This is a genomic window from Nocardia inohanensis NBRC 100128 (assembly GCF_001612945.1).
In the GTDB taxonomy this organism is placed as follows: domain Bacteria; phylum Actinomycetota; class Actinomycetes; order Mycobacteriales; family Mycobacteriaceae; genus Nocardia; species Nocardia inohanensis.
This window is the reverse complement of the sequence record NZ_BDBK01000003.1, coordinates 46,876-65,285: the sequence shown is the minus strand read 5'-3', so window position 1 is coordinate 65,285 and position 18,410 is coordinate 46,876. Positions and strand designations below refer to the sequence as shown.

Below are 18,410 nucleotides of genomic sequence, written 5' to 3'. Positions count from 1 at the left end.
GTGGATCGGCGGGTGCGGCGCACTCGGCTGGCACTGCACCAGGCGCTGATCGAACTCATGAGCGCGGGACCGTACGAGCGGATCACGGTGCAGGACATCATCGATCGCGCGGACGTGGGGCGGTCGACCTTCTACGCTCACTATCGCGATAAGGACGATCTGCTGGTGGTCAGTTGTACCGAACACGTGCGGACGATGATTTCCCGCGAACTCGCCGCCCGCCCGGCCGAACCGTCACCGCTGGCCCCGGTGTCGATCCTGTTCCGGCTCGCCGGTGAGCATCCGCGGGTCTATCGCCCGCTTGTCGGTCCGCGCGCGAATGCCACCGTGTTGCGGGCGGTCCGGCAGATGTACGCCGAGCTGCTGACCGAACATCTGGGTCCGCACCTGGACCGGAAGCCCGCCGAGTCGGCCGCGGCCATCACCTTCCTGTCCTGGGGGGTGCTCGGCCTCCAGGAGGCGGTGGTGGACGAGCGCGATCCGCTCACCGCGGCGCAGGCGTTCCGGCTCTTCGGTGAATTATGGGCAGGTTCGGGCTATGCGGGCGAGCGCGTCGCGGTCGGCGGCGGTGACCGGTAGCTCGTAGCGGGTGGCGACGGTGAGGTACTTGCCGGCGTAGAAACAGTGCCCGGCTCGCGAGGGCGGCAACCAGTCGCCGGGTGTGCGATCGCCCTTGTCCTGGTTGGTCTTTCCGTCCACGGCCAGCAGATTGACCTCCACGTCGTTGGCGAACCGCAGCCGTTGCGCCGCATTCCATCCGGACGCGCCCATATCCCAGGCCGCCGCCAGCGGATACACGTGATCGATCTGAATATCCTTGGCATCGGATTTGGTGAACTCGATGCGCTTGCCGGTGTACGGATCATCGAGCGTGCCCGAGACCACGACACAGTCGCCCTTGCGCACAACCGCTGAAAGCTGTTGCCCCAGAACGTTGTTCCTGGTGTCGCAACCGTCGTGCCCACCCGGCGCGTCCTGGTCGTCACTCCACGCCGGCCCGAACACGCACCCCTGCCCGCTCTTGCACCCGCGCTCGTATCCGCCCGGATGCCCGCGCGCATCGACGACTCGTACTGCGGCCAGCAGCTTTTCGATCTCCGCCCGGGCCGGACTGCCGGGCGCGGGCGCGGTTTCCCCGCTGATAGCTGTGCACCCTGTCGCTAGCAGTATCAGCGCGGCGAGCACCGCGAGCGCGGCCGGAATCCGAGAAAAGCGGGACCCGTGAAGTGCTGACACACCACGGGTCTACCCGAAAGCGGCTGTCCTACGCCGCTTTCGAGCGTCTTCGCGCGACCCGCGCGGGCGTGTCTACAACCAGGCGTGGGCGAGCAGGTCGTCCGCCGCGGTCTCGGAGAGTTGCGGTGGATACCGCATGGATTGGATGGATTCGCTGTGCGCGCCATCGTGGCCGATCAGCCAGGAGCCGCCGCGATCCTCGCATTCGGCGATCTTGGCGAAGGTGGTGAGCAGGAACGTGATGGAATCACGCGGATCGACGGTCCGTGCCAGACGCTGTGATTCTCCCGGCCTGGACAGATCCAGCCAGACCCCGGACTGCCCGTCCAGGCGCATCCCCACGATCTTGGTCGTGTCCACGAAGGTGAACTTGCGTCGTTCCCACGGCGTTGTCGGCGTGAAGCTCTGCTCGAGCACTTGGAGCAGAATCGTCATCTCCACGGCCTCCCTCGGTATCGAAAGTGCCACGGCTCCGGATTGAGTCGCGGTGGATTATCAGGGTGCGCCCCCGCCGGCCGTCGCCGAATCCCGTCGCGGACGGGCACAAGCGACCTCGCCGTATGCGGTGACCTGCGGATATCCAAGTATGTTCCGATACGGCGGAAAAAAGAAGACCCGGCGGGGGTGGTGATTTGCCGGATTTCCGCAATGCCCCGGATGACACCTCGGAAACACGGCATAACGGGTTGATTCCGGGCTGTCGGACCCGGCTGATTTGATGGTCGGATGCTGCACGGACTGTGGTCACCGGGCTCGGGCTTGCTGCTGTGGCACCACCCGGGTGCGGCCACGGCCGCCGCGGCGTCCCCCGGCGAGCCGCTGACCACGGTCGATGCCGCGAATCTGCCCGATCCGCTGGGCGCGATCGTGCGGTCGGCCAAGTTCCGGCACCAGGCCGAGGTGCTGGTGAACGGGGAGTACGGCCCGGAGCGCGCACAGGTCCGCGCGCACGCCCTGGCCCCCGAATCCGCCGCCCGGGTACTGCTGCAAGCGCTGCCCAGCGGGACCGTGGCCGGGGATCTGCGCTTCCTCGCGCATGTTGCCAGGGGGGTGGACCGCTGGGTGCGGGCCGGGCGGATCGTGCCCGAGGTCCGGCGCGAGGACGGCGAATGGTGGGTGCGCTGGCGGCTGGTCGGCGGGCAGCGGCAGCGCGCCTGGCTGGCCGAGCTCGCCGTGGCCCTGCCGCCGGCCCTGAAGGTCGCCGGGCAGCCCGCCACGGTGCTGGAGAACTTGGTCGCCGAGCTGACCGACCCCATCGCCCGCATCCGCCTGGATGCCGGCGCCGCCCCGGAGGGTGAATCGCATCCGCTGCTCGCCGCCCTGCTCGCGGCCGAACCCCTGGAGACGGGTTCGCATCGGGTGGCGGCGGTGCTGGAGGACTGGCGGACCAGCCTGACGGTGGACGAGCCGGAGTTGCTGTTGCGGCTGCTGGAGCCCGAGGAGGAGGACACCGGGGGGTTGTGGCGGCTGGAGGTGTGCCTGCGCACGGAAGGTGAAGCGCCGCAACCGGTGCTGCTGCCCGGCGATCCACTGCTGGTGCGGATCGCGGGGGAGAAGCTGGCCGCGGCCAAGCAGGCGTATCCCCGGCTGCGGGATCTGCCCGGGGACGCCCGGAGCATGGATTTGTTCCTGCCGACCGAGGTCGTGATGGATCTGGTCGCGCACGGCGCGTCGGTGCTGCAAGCCGCCGGGGTGAAGCTGCTGCTGCCGCGCGCTTGGCGAGTGGCCGCGCCGACCATGAAATTGCGGGTGCAGAGCCCGGCCGCGACCGAAAGCGCGGTCGGGCTACAGGGTTTGGTGAAGTTCCGCTGGGAGCTGGCGCTCGGCGACATCGTGCTCACCCCCGCCGAGATGCACCGGCTGGTGCAGTCCAAATCGGATCTGGTGCAGTTACGCGGCGAGTGGGTGCAGGCGGATCATCGAATGCTGGCCGCGGCCGCCGACTATGTGGCGGGCCGGACCGACGGCACCGAGACCACCATCGGCGGGCTCTTCGCCGAACTGGCGCAGAGCCCGGTGCTCGGGGTGCCGCTGGAGGAGGTCAGCGCGACCGGCTGGGCCGCACAGCTTTTCGACGCCGACCACGCGATCGAACCCGTTCCCGATCCGGTCGGCTTGAAGGCGCAGCTGCGGCCGTATCAGCAGCGCGGCCTGACCTGGCTCGCCACCATGAGCCGGCTCGGCTGCGGCGCGATCCTGGCCGACGATATGGGTTTGGGTAAGACGGTGCAGGTACTGGCGCTGCTGGTGCACGAGCGGGAAACCGTTGCCCGGGAACCGGATTCCGCGCCGATCGGCCCCACCCTGCTGGTCTGCCCCATGTCGGTGGTCGGCAACTGGCAGCGCGAAGCCGAACGGTTCGCACCCGATCTGCGGGTGCTCGTCCATCACGGCAACGCCCGCCGTTCGGGTGCGGAATTGGATGCGGCGGTGGCGCATTCGGATCTGGTGATCACCACCTACGCCCTGCTGGCCCGGGATGTGGAGGAGCTGAAGGGGCAGCCCTGGCAGCGCGTGGTGCTCGACGAGGCCCAGCACATCAAGAACGCCGGCACCCGCCAGGCCCGCGCCGCGCGACTGGTGCAGGCGCGACATCGCTTGGCGCTCACCGGAACCCCGGTGGAGAACCGCCTGGAGGAGCTGCGCTCCATCCTGGACTTCGCCAACCCGAAACTGCTCGGCAAGCCCAAGGACTTCCATGCGCGCTTCGCGGTGCCGATCGAACGCGAGCAGGACGCCAATGCCGTCACCCGGCTCAAGGCCATCACCTCGCCGTTCGTGCTGCGCCGGGTGAAGACCGATCCGGCCGTCATCTCCGACCTGCCGGAGAAGATCGAGATGACGGTGCGCGCCAACCTCACCGTGGAGCAGGCCGCGCTGTATCAGGCGGTGCTGGACGATATGTCGGCCAAACTGAAGTCCGCCAAGGGGATGGAGCGCAAGGGCGCGGTGCTGGCCGCGCTCACCCGGCTCAAGCAGGTGTGCAATCACCCCGCGCACTATCTGAGCGACGGTTCGGCGCTGCTGCGGCGCGGCCACCATCGGTCCGGGAAGCTGGGGCTGGTGGAGGACATTCTGGAGTCCGTCATCGCCGACGGCGAGCGGGCGCTGCTGTTCACCCAGTTCGCCGAGTTCGGAAATCTGGTGGCCCCGTATCTGACCGAGCGTTTCGGCACCGAGGTGCCGTTCCTGCACGGCGGGGTGAGCAAGCAGCGCCGCGACGATATGGTCACCGGTTTCCAGTCCGAGGACGGCCCGCCGCTCATGCTGCTCTCGCTCAAGGCCGGCGGCACCGGTTTGAACCTGACCGCCGCCAATCACGTGGTGCACCTGGATCGCTGGTGGAATCCGGCGGTGGAGAACCAGGCCACCGACCGCGCCTTCCGGATCGGCCAGCGCAAGGATGTGCAGGTGCGCAAGCTGGTCTGCGTGGACACCATCGAGGAGCGGGTGGACGACATGCTCCGGGGCAAGAGCCGGCTCGCGGATCTGACGGTGACCTCCGGGGAGAAGTGGATCACCGAACTGGGTAATGACGAACTGCGCGAACTGTTCGCTCTGGGTGCGGAGGCGGTCGGCGAATGAGCCCGTACGTGGATTACTCGGAGTTCGGCAAGCGGCGGCCGGTGCAGGGCGGGGTGGCCGCGCGCAGTCAGCGCGGTGCGGCCTTCGCCAAGACCTGGTGGGGCCGTTCGTTCCTGGAGGCCGTCGAGCAGGTGGCCGACGCGGGCCGCTTGACGCGTGGTCGCACCTATGCCCGTGCGGGGCAGGTGATCAGCTATCACCTGGAGCCCGGCGCGGTCGGCGCGGAGGTGCAGGGCAGCCAGCCGCGTCCGTTCATCTGCGTGCTCACCCTGCGGCAATTGCGTGACGAGCGGCTCGACGAATTGGTGGAGCTGGTGCGTTCGACGCCGGGCATGCTCGGTGAGATCGCCGCCGGCACCCTGCCCAAGGCGTTGGGTCCGCTGCTGCTCCCCACCACCGCCTCCGAACTCGACTTCTCCTGCACCTGCCCGGATATGGGCTGGCCCTGCAAGCATGTGGCGGCGGTCTGCTACGTGCTGGCCGAGCGGCTGGACGAGCGGCCGATCGACATGCTCACCCTGCGCGGGGTGGAGCTGGACGCGCTCATCGGCAGCGTTCAGCAGGCCGGAGCGGGGCAGGAGTCCACCGATATCTACGGCGACGACACCACGCTGCCGGGCCTGCCGAAACCCGACTTCCGCCCGGCGCCGGAGGATCTGGACGCGATACTGCTGCGGCAGGCGCTGCGCATGACGGCCGAGGACGAGCGCGGCGCCGAGAGCGGGCTACGTCAGCTTCGCGCCCTGTACCGCTCGCTGGGTGCGTGATCCACCGCCGGTACCTGCTCGAATCGGTAGTCGTCGAGGCTGAAATGCCCTGCCCGCCAGGCGGCTTCGACGGTGCTCATGGGACGCAGTGGCACATCGCCGTTCCTGTCGAAGTAGTAGCTGTTGGACAGGGCGCAGCTGTCCTGCCAGAACACCTGAGTGCCACGGCGATTCAGCATTTCGCGGAAGTAGCGGTCATTGGCTTCGCCGGTCACCTCCACGCGGGTGGACCGCTGCTTGCGGGCCCGGCGGAGCAGCCGCAGAATATGCCGGGTCTGCATCTCGATGAGCGTGAAGTACGAGGATCCGTTGTAGCCGTAGGGTCCGATGATGGTGAAGAAGTTCGGGAACCCGGGCACGCTGACGCCCTCGTAGGCTTGCAGCCGGTTCTCGTCCCACCAGTCCTCCAACCGCACCCCCGCGCTGCCGTGCAGGTCGAAGGTGGGCATATTGCCCGATTCCATGACCTTGAAGCCGGTCGCCATGATGAGCACATCCACCTCGTGATCGGTTGCGGCGGTGCGCAATCCGGTCGCGGTGAGCTCGGTGATCGGATCGGTCTCCAAGGTCACGTTGTCGCGGTTGAACGTCTTCAGGTAGTCGTTGGAGAACGACGGGCGCTTACAGCCCAGCGCATAGCGGGGCGTGAGCTTGTCCCGTACCTCCGGATCGTCGACCTGATCTCGCAGGTGTGCCAACCCGGTGCGCTCACCCAGCTTCACCGCCGGCAGCACCTTGTAATAGTGCGCGCTGAGCGGGAACGTGATCTCCACGAACGCCTGGCTGAGCAGCCGGGTCAGCAGTTGCCCGCCCGGCAGCCGCATGATGGCACGAACCGCCGGGGAGATCGGGGCGTCCGGCCGGGGCAGGCACCAGATCGGGGTGCGCTGGAAGACAACGAGTTTCGCGACTTCCGGGGCGATCTCCGGAATCACCTGCACGGCCGATGCGCCCGTGCCGATGATGCCCACCCGTTTACCGCGCAAGTCCTGGGTGTGATCCCAGCGCGCGGTGTGCATGATGATGCCCGTGAACCGCTCCGCGCCCGGAATATCGGGCAGCTTGGGCCGCGTCAGCACCCCGGTCGCACCGATCAGGTATCGCGCGGTGAGCTCTTCACCCGCGGCGGTCCGGACCCGCCACAGATGCAGTTCGTCGTCGAAATCCGCGCGAGCGACGGTGGTGCCGAAGCGGATTCGCGGCCGCAGCCCGTACTTGCGCACGCACTTCTCGGCGTAGGCTTCGAGCTCCCTACCGGGCGCGTACACCCGCGACCACGAGTTCTGCTGTTCGAACGAGTACTGGTAACTGAAGGACGGAATATCCACGGCGATGCCGGGGTAGGTGTTCCAATGCCAGGTGCCGCCCACACCGTCGGCCTCGTCGAGAATCACGAAATCCTCGAATCCGGCTTTGCGCAGGGCGATTCCCATGCCGATGCCCGAGAATCCGGCTCCGACGATCAGGATCTCGTGGTCGACAACGGTGCTCATAGTCCGTCCTCCGCGTAGATGATGCAGTCCACCCGATGCTCGATCCCGTCCACGGTGCGAATGCCCAGCGGGGCGAGCCGGGCGATGGGCCAGGTGATCAGGGTGCAGCCGGGGCTTTCCAAGGCTCGGTAATAGTGGTTGTGCAGACGCACCGCGGCGGTGGTGTCGGGGGTCAGTTGCCGCCGCCGCCACGAATCCCGCACCTGCACACGCAGATTCGCCGCTGCCGCCCGCCGCAGCACGGCGGCGGTGAGCCAGTGTGCGGCGCGTGGGTGTTCGGGGGCGCGATCCCCGGGCAGTGGCGGGGCCGAGTCCGAGGGCAGCAGGCCGAGCAGATCCGGGGGGAGCAGGCGCACGACCGCGCACACGCCCGGTAGCGGCGGGCTCGGCAGCACCCACACCGGCGTCTGCTGGAAGACGGTCACCCGGGCCGCCTGCGCCACGATCGGCGGCAGTATCCGGGCCACCGCCGCACCGTCGCCGATCACGGCCGCGTGCTGCCCGCGCAGGTCGAAGTCGTCGCGCCAGCGAGTGCGGCGCAATTGCGGACCCCGGAAGTCCGCCGCCCCGCGTCCACGCCGATCACCGCGCCGGACGGGCGCACTCATTTCGCCACCGGTTCGTGGGTCAGCGCCTTCGACCAGGACGGCGTCCGACCGAGGATCCGTACCGGGAATCGGTCGATGGCCTTGTTCAGTCCGTCGTTGACGGCCTGGATCGGTTGTCGGCGATTGATGGTCGCGAGCCCGTGCGTGCGCACCAGATGGAACAGCGGCAGCCGCTTGATATCCGGGCTGCGCTCGCCCGCCTTCTCGTAGCGGCGGACCGCGTTCCAGAGCTTGTCCTCGTCGAGCCCCATCGCCATGATGTTGGCCGACATGCGGGACAGCAGCGGCGTGTACAGCAGCGCGCCCATCAGGACGGTGGGGCGCAGGGCGTATCCGGCCGTCTCGATGGCGATACGCCGTCCGGGACCCGCGCCGAGCTGTTCGAGAACCTGGAAGCCGACGGCCAGATGCCGGGATTCATCGCTGTTGATATTGCGGAACACCTCTTGGCACAGGGGATCTCGCACCTCGTCGAGGAGGAACTTCACCAATGCGCCGTCCAGGGCGCACTCCAGTGCGGGGATCACGGTGCCGAGTACCGGCAGCGTGAGTCCGTCGCCGTACCGGTCCAGCCACTGGATGATCAGGCGAATGTTCTTGTTGGGCACCGGCATCCGGTCGCCGTCGAGCATTCCCCAGCGGCGCATGAGCGCCAGTTCGGCATTCGCGTGCTTCTGCTCCTCGGCATGGAAGTGCCGGTAGATCTCCTTGAGCGGGCCTTCGGGCGCACGCTTGGTCAGTGCCGCGAACCCGCGCGCACCCACATGTTCGATCCACACCAGATCCGCCATGAATCGGGCCAGGCCGGGCCGCTGCTCCGCGGTGATGAGCTCGGCTCCCGGTGCGTCCCAATCGATATCGGCGAGTGCCCACTGCCGGTCCTTGATCGTGCCGAGCATGTCGGAATATGCGAACGCCATTGTTCAGACTCCTTGCGGGTTACCGCACCAGCCGCTCCAGCAGTCCGGCGGCGCGGGTGTACTGGTCGGGCAGCAGTCGCTTGGACTGCCAGATCAACTTGGCCTCCACCTGGGGGACCACGTAGAACTGGCCGCGGTCCACGGCGTCGAGGGTGGTGCGGGCGATGGCGGCGGGCGGTCGGCCGGTCCAGCGCAGCAGCCGGTCGCCCCAGCGTTCGACGGCTTCGTCGCCGATCGAAACGCCCTCCAGGATGTTGGTTTTCACGGCGGTGGGGCAGAGCACGGTGACCCGCACGCCGGAGCCGGACAACTCGGCCGCGAGGGTTTCCGAGAGCGCCAGCACGCCCGCCTTGCTCACGTTGTACGCCCCCATGCGCGGTGCGGAGCCGAAGGCGGCCGCGGAGGCCACGTTCACGATGGCCCCGTGCCCGGCGGCGCGCAGTCGCGGCGCGAAGACGTGGCAGCCGTGGATGACTCCCCACAGGTTGATGTCGAGCACCTGATGCCATTCGCTCAGCGGCGCATCGCCGATCACGGCTCCGCCGCGCCCGATCCCGGCATTGTTCACCACCACGTCGGCGGGCTTGCCGAACCATTCCTCGGCCGTATCCGCGAGCGCTCCAACCTGATTCAGGCTGCTGACATCGCACACGACTTCGAAGCCCTTACCGCCCGCGTCGGTGACCAGGTCCACGGTCGCCCGCGCCCGCGCCGGATCGATATCGGAGCAGACCACCCGCCCGCCGCGGCTGCCGAGCTCGACCGCGAAGGCCCGCCCGATCCCGCTGCCGGCGCCGGTGACCACCGCGTCCGCTTGCCGGGTGCGGCGAGCGCCGCCGAATGGATTGAGCCGCATGGGAACTCCCGGAGAATCAGCATCCGGGCGGTCAACTGGTGGCATCTGCCATCATTGGCCGCACCTGCCACCAATTAGGCGCGCGGTGCGCTACTTTGTCAAGCATGGACGTCCGCGCACCCGCCCGAACCTGGGGCGGCCGCACCCCCGAGGAACGCCGTGCCGAACGCCGCCGCCGGATACTCGACGCGGCCCTGCACATCTGGCTCGAGCACGGCTGGGCCGCGGTCACCATGCGCGGCGTCTGCACCCGCGCCACCCTCAACGACCGCTACTTCTACGAGCACTTCGCCGACCGCGACGAACTGCTCGGCGCGGTCTGGGACGAGGTCTGCTTCGAAGTCTTCGGTGAACTCTCCGGGGTTGTCGCCGAACACCTTTCGGAGCCGCCCCTGGAGATCCTGCACCGGGCCGTGGCCCGCGCCATCGACCTGCAAGCCAACGGCCACGCCCGCATCCTGTTCGACAATCACGCCGGCAGCCGCGTGCTCGAGGAGCGCCGCAAAGCCACCCTCACCGAGGCCACCGACCTGCTGATCGCCACCGGCCGCCCCTACCTGCGCCCCGGCATCGACGAATCCGCCTTCCGCATGAGCACTCTCATGGGCATCGGCGGCTTCACCGAACTGCTCACCGCCTGGCGCACCGGAACCATCGACGCCGACACCGCCGCCATCGTCGACCATGTCTGCCACACCGCCGACCTGCTCGGCACCCAATACCTGGCGCTGCCGGACTGATCCGGCCGGGCCGGCTCCGCGGCGAAACCCGTGGCCGGACCGATAATGAGGCATGACAGTTGATCGTGAGGTGGGGACCGCACTGGCGCGGTTGGTCGAGGAAGGGGTGCTCACCGGGGACCAGCGCGATGCCGTGGTGGCGGCGGTCGTCCGGGAGCGGGCGGCCCGGCACCCGCCGGCGCGGCTGATCGCGGAGATCGCGGCCTATGCGGGAACCGGGTTGGTGCTCGCCGGGCTGATCGTGCTGGTCGACTCGTCCTGGGACGACCTGGGCCGGGCCGGCAAACTGCTGACGGTGGCCCTGATTTCGATCGGGCTGATCGCCGGCGGCGCCGCGCTGGCGGGTGGGCGGCGCGGGCTCTTCCAGGCCGACGGCGGCGCGCGCACCGGCCCCACCCGGCTGGCGGCCACCTTGTTCGCGCTGGCTTCGATATCGGTCGCGCTGCTGGTGGGGCTGGCCATCGATGACCAGGGTGGGGACACCGCATGGGTGTGGGGCGCGGTGGTGGGCGCGGCGATCGCGATGCTCGGCTACGCGGCGCTGCCCTCGCTGCTGGGCCTGCTGGCCTGCGCCTGGTTCTCGGCCCCGGCGGTGGCGGGCGTGATCGGGGTGTGGGCCGATCTCGACGACTTCCGGGTCGGGCTGGCGCTGGCCGGGCTGGCCGGAATCTGGCTGGCGGCAAGCCGGCTCGGGCGCGCGGTCCCGGTCTGGGCCGGGTACCTCATCGCGCTCGTGATCGCCGCGGTGGGCGCGGAGTTCGCCGGTGACCACGCGCCGGGCTGGACCACGGCGATACTGCTGCTGACCGCGGCGGCCTGCTTCACGCTCTACTTCACCGACCGCAACGCCGTGCTGGTGCTCGGCGGCGGAGCGTTCGTGACCTTCGCGGTGGTGCAGGCGGTATGGGAGTGGACCGATCACTCGGTAGGCGCGGCCGTGATCATCCTGGTCGCCGGTGCGGTCGTGCTCGGTATCGGCGGGCTCCGGCTCGGTCGTGGCTGAGGCCGGGGCCGAGCCGGCGGCGATTCGCCAGTCGTGGACCGCTTTTCAGAAGTTGTCGACGCCGTACACGCGTTGCGCGGTGGTGCGGAAGACCTGTTCGAGGGCGGCGGCGTCCGCGCCGTGATCGGTGAGCGCCGTCGCCACCGCCTCGGCGGCATCGGGGATGCTGGTAATCGGTTTGTCCACCGGGAAATTCGATCCCCACAGCAGCCGGTCCGCCCCGAACACGTCCAGGGCGTGATGCAGCATCGGCGAAATCCGTTCCAGCAGTACGGGAACGGGCGTCGTCTCACCGCGCGGCGGGACGGGGTGCCCGAGGATCGGCATCATCAGGCCGCTGACCTTGGCCACCACATTCGGATGCGCGGCCAGCGCGGCGATATCGTCGCGCCAGCGCACGAACAGCTCACGCCGTTCGCCCGGATTGCGCCCGGTGTGCTTGCCCACCGGGCCGAAAACGCCTGCGGGCGTGCCGAGATGGTTGAGCACGATGGTGGCGTCCGGATAGCTCGCGGCCAGCGCCGTCACCTCCGGCAGCTGCTGCGAGAACACCCACGCTTCGAAGGAGAGCTTGCGTTCGGCGAGCGCGGCGAAGCCATCCAGGAAACGGGAATCGGTCAGTGCCCCGGGCCGTTCGGCGTGCGAACGGATGGCGGCATCGGAATGGTGTTCGACGCGGGTGCGAATGCCCCGGAACAGGGGTGAGGCGGCGCGGTGCGCGTCGAGCAGTTCGGCGAAGCCGGGTTGCGCGGGGTCGGCCGCGCCGACGATGGCGCCCAAGGCCGGGGTGTCCACCCCGAACGGCAGGCTTGCCACCCAGCGGGTTTCGTCCGCCGGACCGAGCCGGCCCTTACCGGACCACTCCACCTCGATATGCACAATGGCCTCGACGGGCACCTCACCCGCGTCGGTGCGATAGTCCGCGGGCAGATAAGGACCCGCGTAAGCCGTTGGGTCACCGACGAATTCACGATCCCGGCGCGGCGCGAGCCGCTTGGCCAGCTCCATCGGAACGGGCAGGTAGTGGAGCAACTTGGCTACGCCACTGAACTCGCGGGGCGTGGTGAACGGATCCCACTGGTGGATGTGCGCATCGACGACTGTCATTCCCGCAAGGTCCATGACGTCCCTTCCGTCCGAATCGGCCGATTCGGATTGTCACACATTCCGACGGTACTGACCTCCAACAGTGAAGAACGTATCGGTGATCTGCTGCAAGGTACAGACCCGCGCGGCATCCATCAGCACCTCGAAGACATTGGCATCCCCGGCCGCCGCCGTGGCCAGCGCCGCGAGCGCCGCGGGCGACTCGCCGCGATGGCGCTCGGTGAACTCGCGCACCCGTTCCAGCTGCGACTGCTTCTCGCTCTCGGTGCCGCGCGCCAGCTCCAGCACCCGCTGCTCCTCGCCGTGCGGATTGCGAAAAGTGTTGACGCCGATGATCGGCAGGCTGCCCTCGTGCTTGCGCCGCTCGTAGAGCATGGATTCGTCCTGGATGCGCCCGCGCTGGTATCCGGTCTCCATCGCCCCGAGTACCCCGCCGCGTTCACTGATCCGCTCGAATTCGGTCAGCACCGCCTCTTCCACCAGATCGGTCAGCTCGTCGATGACGAAACTGCCCTGGAGCGGGTTCTCGTTCATGGCGAGCCCCCATTCCCGGTTGATGATGAGCTGAATGGCCAGCGCCCGGCGCACCGATTCCTCGGTGGGCGTGGTGACCGCCTCGTCATAGGCGTTGGTGTGCAGGCTGTTGCAATTGTCGTAGACCGCGATGAGCGCCTGGAGCGTGGTGCGAATGTCGTTGAAGCTCATCTCCTGTGCGTGCAGCGACCGGCCCGAGGTCTGAATGTGGTACTTGAGTTTCCGGGAGCGGTCGTTGGCCCCGTACTTGTCGCGCATGGCGATCGCCCAGATGCGCCGCGCCACCCGGCCGATCACCGAGTATTCGGCGTCCATGCCATTGGAGAAGAAGAAGGAAAGGTTCGGCGCGAAGTCGTCGATGTGCATGCCGCGCGCGAGATACGCCTCGACGTAGGTGAATCCGTTCGCCAGCGTGAAGGCCAGCTGGCTGATGGGGTTCGCGCCCGCTTCGGCGATGTGATATCCGGAGATCGACACCGAGTAGAAATTGCGAATGCTGTTGCGGACGAACCATTCCTGAATATCGGCCATCATGCGCAGGCTGAATTCAGTGGAGAAGATACAGGTGTTCTGGCCCTGATCCTCCTTCAGGATATCGGCCTGCACGGTGCCGCGAACGGTGGCGAGGGTGCGGGCGCGCAAATCGGCGGCTTCCGCCGCGGTGGGCGCGCGGCCTTCGGTGGCCGAGAACTGTTCCAGCGCTTGATCCATGGCGGCATTGAGATAGAACGCCAGGATGGTCGGCGCGGGGCCGTTGATGGTCATGGAGACCGAGGTGCCGGGCGCGTCCAGGTCGAAGCCGTCGTAGAGCGCCTTCATATCGTCGAGGGTGGCGATGGAGACCCCGGAGGTGCCGACCTTGCCGTAGATGTCCGGGCGTTCGGCCGGATCGTGGCCGTAGAGGGTGACCGAGTCGAACGCGGTCGAAAGCCGTTTGGCATCAGCGTGTTCCGAGAGCACCTTGAATCGGCGATTGGTGCGGAAGGCATCGCCCTCGCCCGCGAACATGCGCGCCGGATCCTCGTTGTCGCGCTTGAACGGGAAGACGCCCGCGGTGTACGGGAAGTATCCGGGCAGATGCTCGGCGCGCAGGAAACGCAGCAGCTCACCGTGATCGGTGTAGCGGGGGAGCGCCACCCGGGGAATCGAGCTGCCGGACAGCGTTTCCCGGCGCAGGGCGGTGCGCAGCTCCCGATCCCGCACCCGCACCACCTGCTCGTCGCCCGCGTACGACTCGGCCAGCGCCGGCCACCCGGCCAGCAGGGCGGCATTCTCCGGGGACAGTTCGCGGCGGGCGCGATCCAGTAGTTCCGCGACCGGAGTCTCCTCGGGCAGCTCGGCCAGCACCTGCTCGAACCGCTGCACCCGTTGCGCGGCCGGGACCTGCCGGGCCGTCTCCGCGTGATATCCGCGCACCGTCTCGGCTATCTCGGCCAGATACCGCACCCGCGCGGGCGGAATGATCTGCGCGAAGCGGGTCGAGGCCCGGGTGTTCACGCGCGGCAGTACGCCCGGTTCCAGCGGCAGCCCGTGCTCGGCGAGGCGCGCGCTCAAATCCTGATACAGCGCCGTCACCCCGTCATCGTTGAAAGTCGCCGCGCTGGTGCCGAATACCGGCATCTCCTCGGGCGACGCGTGGAAGTCCTCGCGGTTGCGGACCAGCTGCCGCGACACGTCCCGCAGCGCGTCCTCGGCCCCGCGCCGCTCGAACTTGTTGATGGCCACCACATCCGCGTAATCCAGCATGTCGATCTTCTCCAGCTGGGAGGCCGCGCCGAACTCCGGTGTCATCACATACAGCGAGACGTCCACGTGCCCGGTGATCTCGGCGTCGCCCTGGCCGATGCCGGGGGTCTCGAGGATGATCAGGTCGTAACCCGCTGCCTTGCAGGCGATCACCATATCGTCGATATTGCGCGGCACCTCCCGCTCGCCCCGGGTGGCGAGGGAGCGGAAGAAGACGCGATCGCCGTCCAGGGCGTTCATCCGGATGCGGTCGCCGAGCAGCGCGCCGCCGCCGCGCCGCCGCGTCGGGTCCACCGCGAGCACCGCGACCTTCAGCTTGTCCTGCTGATCGGTGCGCAGGCGGCGCACGAGTTCGTCTGTGAGGGAAGACTTTCCGGAGCCACCGGTGCCGGTGATGCCGAGCACGGGCACTCGTCGCGCGGCCGCCGCGGCGGTCAGGGTGGCGAGAGCCGCGGCGGGCAGGTTGTCCTGTTGCAGACAGGTCAGCGTGCGCGCCAGCGCCGCGCGGTCGCCGGTCAGCACCGCATCGACGGCGGCCGGTGAAATCGAAAGATCCACATCGCATTCCGCGATCAGCCGGTTGATCATGCCCGGCAGCCCGAGCCGCTGCCCGTCCTCCGGTGAGAAGATGGTGACCCCCGATGCGGCCAGCCGCGCGATCTCCTCGGGAATGATCACTCCGCCGCCCCCGCCGAAGATCTTCACGTGCCCGGCCCCGGCCGCTTTCAACGCCTCGGCCAGGTACTCGAAGTACTCGATGTGCCCGCCCTGATACGAGCTGACCGCCACGCCCTGCACATCCTCGGTGACGGCGGCATCCACCACCTCGCTGACGGCCCGGTTGTGGCCCAGGTGAATCACCTCGGCCCCCTGTGATTGCAGGATTCTCCGCATGATGTTGATGGCCGCGTCATGGCCGTCGAACAGCGCGGCGGCGGTCACGAACCGCACGGGATGGGCCGGGACATGCAGGTCGGCCATGAGGTCTCCAATTTCGGGAGTTATTGCGCACCGGTAGCTGATGTGAATTATCCCACAGGCAATACTTGGATGTCCAACTATAGGATCGCCACATACCGCGCAATCTCCGCGCAACGTTTCGAGACAGGACTGGCATGGTTCGCGAACTCACCCACTTCATCGGCGGGCAGCACGTCGCCGGCACCTCCGGCAAATTCGGGGACGTCTACAACCCGAGCACCGGCCAGGTCCAGGCCCGGGTGCCCCTGGCGACGAAGTCCGAGGTCGAGGCCGTCATCGCCAATGCCGCCGAGGCGCAGCAGGTGTGGGCCGCCTACAACCCGCAGAAGCGCGCCCGCGTGCTCATGAAGTTCCTGACCCTGGTCCAGGACGAGATGGATTCCCTGGCCGCCCTGCTCTCCGCCGAGCACGGCAAGACCATCCCCGACGCCAAGGGCGATATCCAGCGCGGCCTCGAGGTCATCGAATTCGCCTGCGGCATCCCGCATCTGCTCAAGGGTGAGTACACCGAGAGCGCCGGCACCGGCATCGACGTGTACTCCATGCGCCAGCCGCTCGGCGTGGTCGCGGGCATCACCCCGTTCAACTTCCCGGCCATGATCCCGCTGTGGAAGGCCGGACCGGCGCTGGCTTGCGGAAACGCCTTCGTGCTCAAGCCTTCCGAGCGTGACCCCTCGGTGCCGCTGCGCCTGGCCGAGCTGTTCCTCGAGGCCGGACTGCCCGCGGGCGTGTTCAACGTGGTCAACGGTGACAAGGAAGCCGTCGACACGCTGCTGGGCGACGACCGCATCAAGGCCGTCGGCTTCGTGGGTTCGACCCCGATCGCGCAGTACATCTACGAGACCGCCACCGCCAACGGCAAGCGCGCGCAGTGCTTCGGCGGGGCCAAGAACCACGCCATCGTCATGCCCGACGCCGACCTCGACGATGTGGCCGACCAGCTGATCGGCGCGGGCTACGGCTCGGCCGGCGAACGCTGCATGGCCATCTCGGTGGCGGTTCCGGTCGGCGAGGAGACCGCGGATCGCCTGCGCGACAAGCTGATCGAGCGCGTCGGCAAGCTCAACGTCGGGCTCTCCGACGACCCGGGCGCGGACTTCGGACCGTTGGTCGGTCGTGACGGCGTGGACCGCGTGAACAACTACGTGCAGATCGGCGTGGACGAGGGCGCGGAGCTGGTCATCGACGGGCGCGGCCTGGTGGTCGAGGGCGGCGAAGAGGGCTTCTTCTCCGGCGCGACGCTTTTCGACCGCGTCACCCCCGAAATGCGCATCTACAAGGAAGAGATCTTCGGACCGGTGCTGGCGCTGGTGCGCGCCAAGGACTACGAAGAGGCCCTCGCCCTGCCGAACGAGCACGAATACGGCAACGGCGTCGCCATCTTCACCCGCGACGGCGACACCGCTCGCGACTTCGCGGCCCGCGTGCAGGTCGGCATGGTCGGCATCAATGTGCCGATCCCGGTGCCGATCGCCTACCACACCTTCGGCGGCTGGAAGCGCTCCGGCTTCGGCGATCTCAACCAGCACGGCCCCGACTCCATCCGCTTCTACACCAAGACCAAGACGGTGACCCAGCGCTGGCCCTCCGGTCTCAAGGAGTCCAACGCCTTCGTCATCCCCACGATGGACTGATCGATGTTCGTACTGGACGAGGAAGAGCAGGCGATCGTCGAGACCGCCCGCTCCTTCGCGGACGAGCTGCTCGCGCCGAACGCGCTGGAATGGGATGAGCGCAAGCACTTCCCGGTCGATGTACTGCGCAAAGCCGGGTCGCTCGGGCTGGGCGGCATCTACGTGCAGGAGGATGTGGGCGGATCGGAGCTGCGGCGGCTGGATGCCGTGCGCATCTTCGAACAGCTCGCCACCGGCTGCCCGGCCATCGCCGCCTATATCTCCATCCACAATATGGCGACGTGGATGATCGACACGTACGGCGATGCGGCGCAACGCAATCGGTGGCTGCCGGGGCTGACCTCGATGGATCTGCTGGCCAGCTACGCGCTCACCGAACCGTCCGTCGGCTCCGATGCGGCGGCCTTGAGCACCAAGGCCGTTCGCGACGGCGACGATTACCTGCTCACCGGCGTCAAACAATTCATCTCCGGCGCGGGCAGCACCGACGTGTACGTGATCATGGCGCGCACGGGAACCGAAGGGGCGCGCGGGATTTCCGCCTTCATCGTCCCGGCCGATACGCCGGGGCTGTCCTTCGGCGCCAACGAGAAGAAGATGGGCTGGAACGCGCAGCCCACCCGCCAGGTCATTCTCGACAATGCCCGGGTGCCCGCCGCCAACCTGCTCGGCGCGGAAGGCAACGGTTTCCGCATCGCCATGAACGGGCTCAACGGCGGCCGGCTGAATATCGCCGCCTGCTCCATGGGCGGCGCGCAGGCCGCGCTCGACAAGACGGTGGCGTATCTGGCCGAGCGCAAAGCCTTCGGGTCGCGTCTGCTGGACAACACCGCCTTGCAGTTCGAGTTGGCCGATATGCGCACCTCTTTGGAGGCCGCGCGCACCCTGCTGTGGCGGGCCGCCGCCGCCCTGGACGCCGACGCACCCGACAAGGTGGAGCTGTGCGCCATGGCCAAACGGTTCGCCACCGACGCCGGGTTCGAGGTGGCCAACAAGGCCCTGCAATTGCACGGTGGCTACGGTTACCTGGCCGAATACGGCATCGAGAAGATCGTTCGCGACCTGCGGGTGCATCAGATTCTCGAGGGGACCAACGAGATCATGCGGGTGGTTGTCGCCCGCTCGGTAGTAGGAGCGGCGTGAACGGTCAGGGCCCGGAGGCGGCAGCCTGCGTAACCACGGAGGGTCCCCGGGCACGCC

The 18,410-nt window shown here is 68.2% G+C and carries 15 protein-coding genes; 7 read left to right on the top strand and 8 right to left on the bottom strand.

All coding sequences use genetic code 11. From position 1 onward, the window contains the following. Positions 1 to 12 precede the first annotated feature (12 nt). A complete protein-coding gene (locus NI1_RS39835; RefSeq protein ID WP_281179490.1) occupies positions 13 to 579 on the top strand; it encodes a TetR/AcrR family transcriptional regulator in 567 nt (188 codons plus the stop codon). Here NI1_RS39835 and NI1_RS11640 read toward each other — a convergent pair. Beyond that, positions 520 to 1,236, bottom strand: a complete 717-nt coding sequence (locus NI1_RS11640; RefSeq protein WP_439957246.1) for an HNH endonuclease family protein — start codon at positions 1,234 to 1,236, stop codon at positions 520 to 522. The two genes, NI1_RS39835 and NI1_RS11640, sit on opposite strands and share 60 nt — an antisense overlap. A gap of 72 nt (positions 1,237 to 1,308) precedes the next feature. Further along, positions 1,309 to 1,671, bottom strand: a complete 363-nt coding sequence (locus NI1_RS11635; RefSeq protein WP_067818408.1) for a hypothetical protein — start codon at positions 1,669 to 1,671, stop codon at positions 1,309 to 1,311. Positions 1,672 to 1,962: 291 nt separating this feature from the next. Between NI1_RS11635 and NI1_RS11630 the strand changes: the two genes are divergently transcribed. Both NI1_RS11630 and NI1_RS11625 read left to right on the top strand, forming a co-directional pair. Continuing rightward, positions 1,963 to 4,821 (top strand): DEAD/DEAH box helicase, encoded by a 2,859-nt coding sequence (locus NI1_RS11630; RefSeq protein WP_067818406.1) that lies wholly within the window; start codon positions 1,963 to 1,965, stop codon positions 4,819 to 4,821. Beyond that, entirely contained in the window at positions 4,818 to 5,588 is a 771-nt protein-coding gene (locus NI1_RS11625; protein ID WP_067818403.1) for an SWIM zinc finger family protein, read from the top strand. The genes NI1_RS11630 and NI1_RS11625 overlap by 4 nt, the downstream gene beginning before the upstream one ends. Here NI1_RS11625 and NI1_RS11620 read toward each other — a convergent pair. The 4 genes from NI1_RS11620 to NI1_RS11605 are packed head-to-tail and all read right to left on the bottom strand — an operon-like array spanning position 5,552 to position 9,465. Next, positions 5,552 to 7,081 carry a flavin-containing monooxygenase gene (locus NI1_RS11620; protein ID WP_067818400.1) on the bottom strand — a complete coding sequence of 510 codons (1,530 nt, stop codon included), beginning with the start codon at positions 7,079 to 7,081 and terminating at the stop codon, positions 5,552 to 5,554. The genes NI1_RS11625 and NI1_RS11620 overlap by 37 nt on opposite strands. Next, positions 7,078 to 7,689, bottom strand: a complete 612-nt coding sequence (locus NI1_RS11615; protein WP_067818397.1) for an NAD(P)/FAD-dependent oxidoreductase — start codon at positions 7,687 to 7,689, stop codon at positions 7,078 to 7,080. The genes NI1_RS11620 and NI1_RS11615 overlap by 4 nt, the downstream gene beginning before the upstream one ends. Then, a complete protein-coding gene (locus NI1_RS11610) occupies positions 7,686 to 8,609 on the bottom strand; it encodes a reductase (protein ID WP_067818395.1) in 924 nt (307 codons plus the stop codon). Before NI1_RS11610 ends, NI1_RS11615 begins: the two co-directional genes overlap by 4 nt. A gap of 19 nt (positions 8,610 to 8,628) precedes the next feature. Further along, on the bottom strand, positions 8,629 to 9,465 hold the full coding sequence (locus NI1_RS11605) for an SDR family NAD(P)-dependent oxidoreductase (RefSeq protein ID WP_067818392.1): 837 nt from the start codon (positions 9,463 to 9,465) through the stop codon (positions 8,629 to 8,631). A gap of 104 nt (positions 9,466 to 9,569) precedes the next feature. Here NI1_RS11605 and NI1_RS11600 point away from each other — a divergent pair, with 104 nt between their 5' ends. After that, entirely contained in the window at positions 9,570 to 10,205 is a 636-nt protein-coding gene (locus NI1_RS11600) for a TetR/AcrR family transcriptional regulator (RefSeq protein ID WP_067818390.1), read from the top strand. A gap of 52 nt (positions 10,206 to 10,257) precedes the next feature. Then, on the top strand, positions 10,258 to 11,208 hold the full coding sequence (locus tag NI1_RS11595; protein ID WP_084523026.1) for a DUF2157 domain-containing protein: 951 nt from the start codon (positions 10,258 to 10,260) through the stop codon (positions 11,206 to 11,208). Between the two features lie 45 nt (positions 11,209 to 11,253). On the opposite strand, the gene NI1_RS11590 is transcribed toward NI1_RS11595, so the two are convergent. Continuing rightward, positions 11,254 to 12,315 (bottom strand): amidohydrolase family protein, encoded by a 1,062-nt coding sequence (locus NI1_RS11590; RefSeq protein ID WP_245663178.1) that lies wholly within the window; start codon positions 12,313 to 12,315, stop codon positions 11,254 to 11,256. A gap of 51 nt (positions 12,316 to 12,366) precedes the next feature. Next, the gene (gene icmF, locus NI1_RS11585) at positions 12,367 to 15,576 is read right to left on the bottom strand and encodes a fused isobutyryl-CoA mutase/GTPase IcmF (protein ID WP_067818381.1); all 3,210 of its coding nucleotides are present in this window, start codon (positions 15,574 to 15,576) and stop codon (positions 12,367 to 12,369) included. A 134-nt stretch (positions 15,577 to 15,710) separates the two neighbouring features. Here icmF and NI1_RS11580 point away from each other — a divergent pair, with 134 nt between their 5' ends. Both NI1_RS11580 and NI1_RS11575 read left to right on the top strand, forming a co-directional pair. Beyond that, entirely contained in the window at positions 15,711 to 17,210 is a 1,500-nt protein-coding gene (locus NI1_RS11580; RefSeq protein WP_067818379.1) for a CoA-acylating methylmalonate-semialdehyde dehydrogenase, read from the top strand. Between the two features lie 3 nt (positions 17,211 to 17,213). Continuing rightward, positions 17,214 to 18,353, top strand: coding sequence for an acyl-CoA dehydrogenase family protein (locus NI1_RS11575; RefSeq protein ID WP_067818377.1), 1,140 nt, complete (start codon positions 17,214 to 17,216; stop codon positions 18,351 to 18,353). The last annotated feature ends 57 nt before the right edge of the window (positions 18,354 to 18,410 follow it).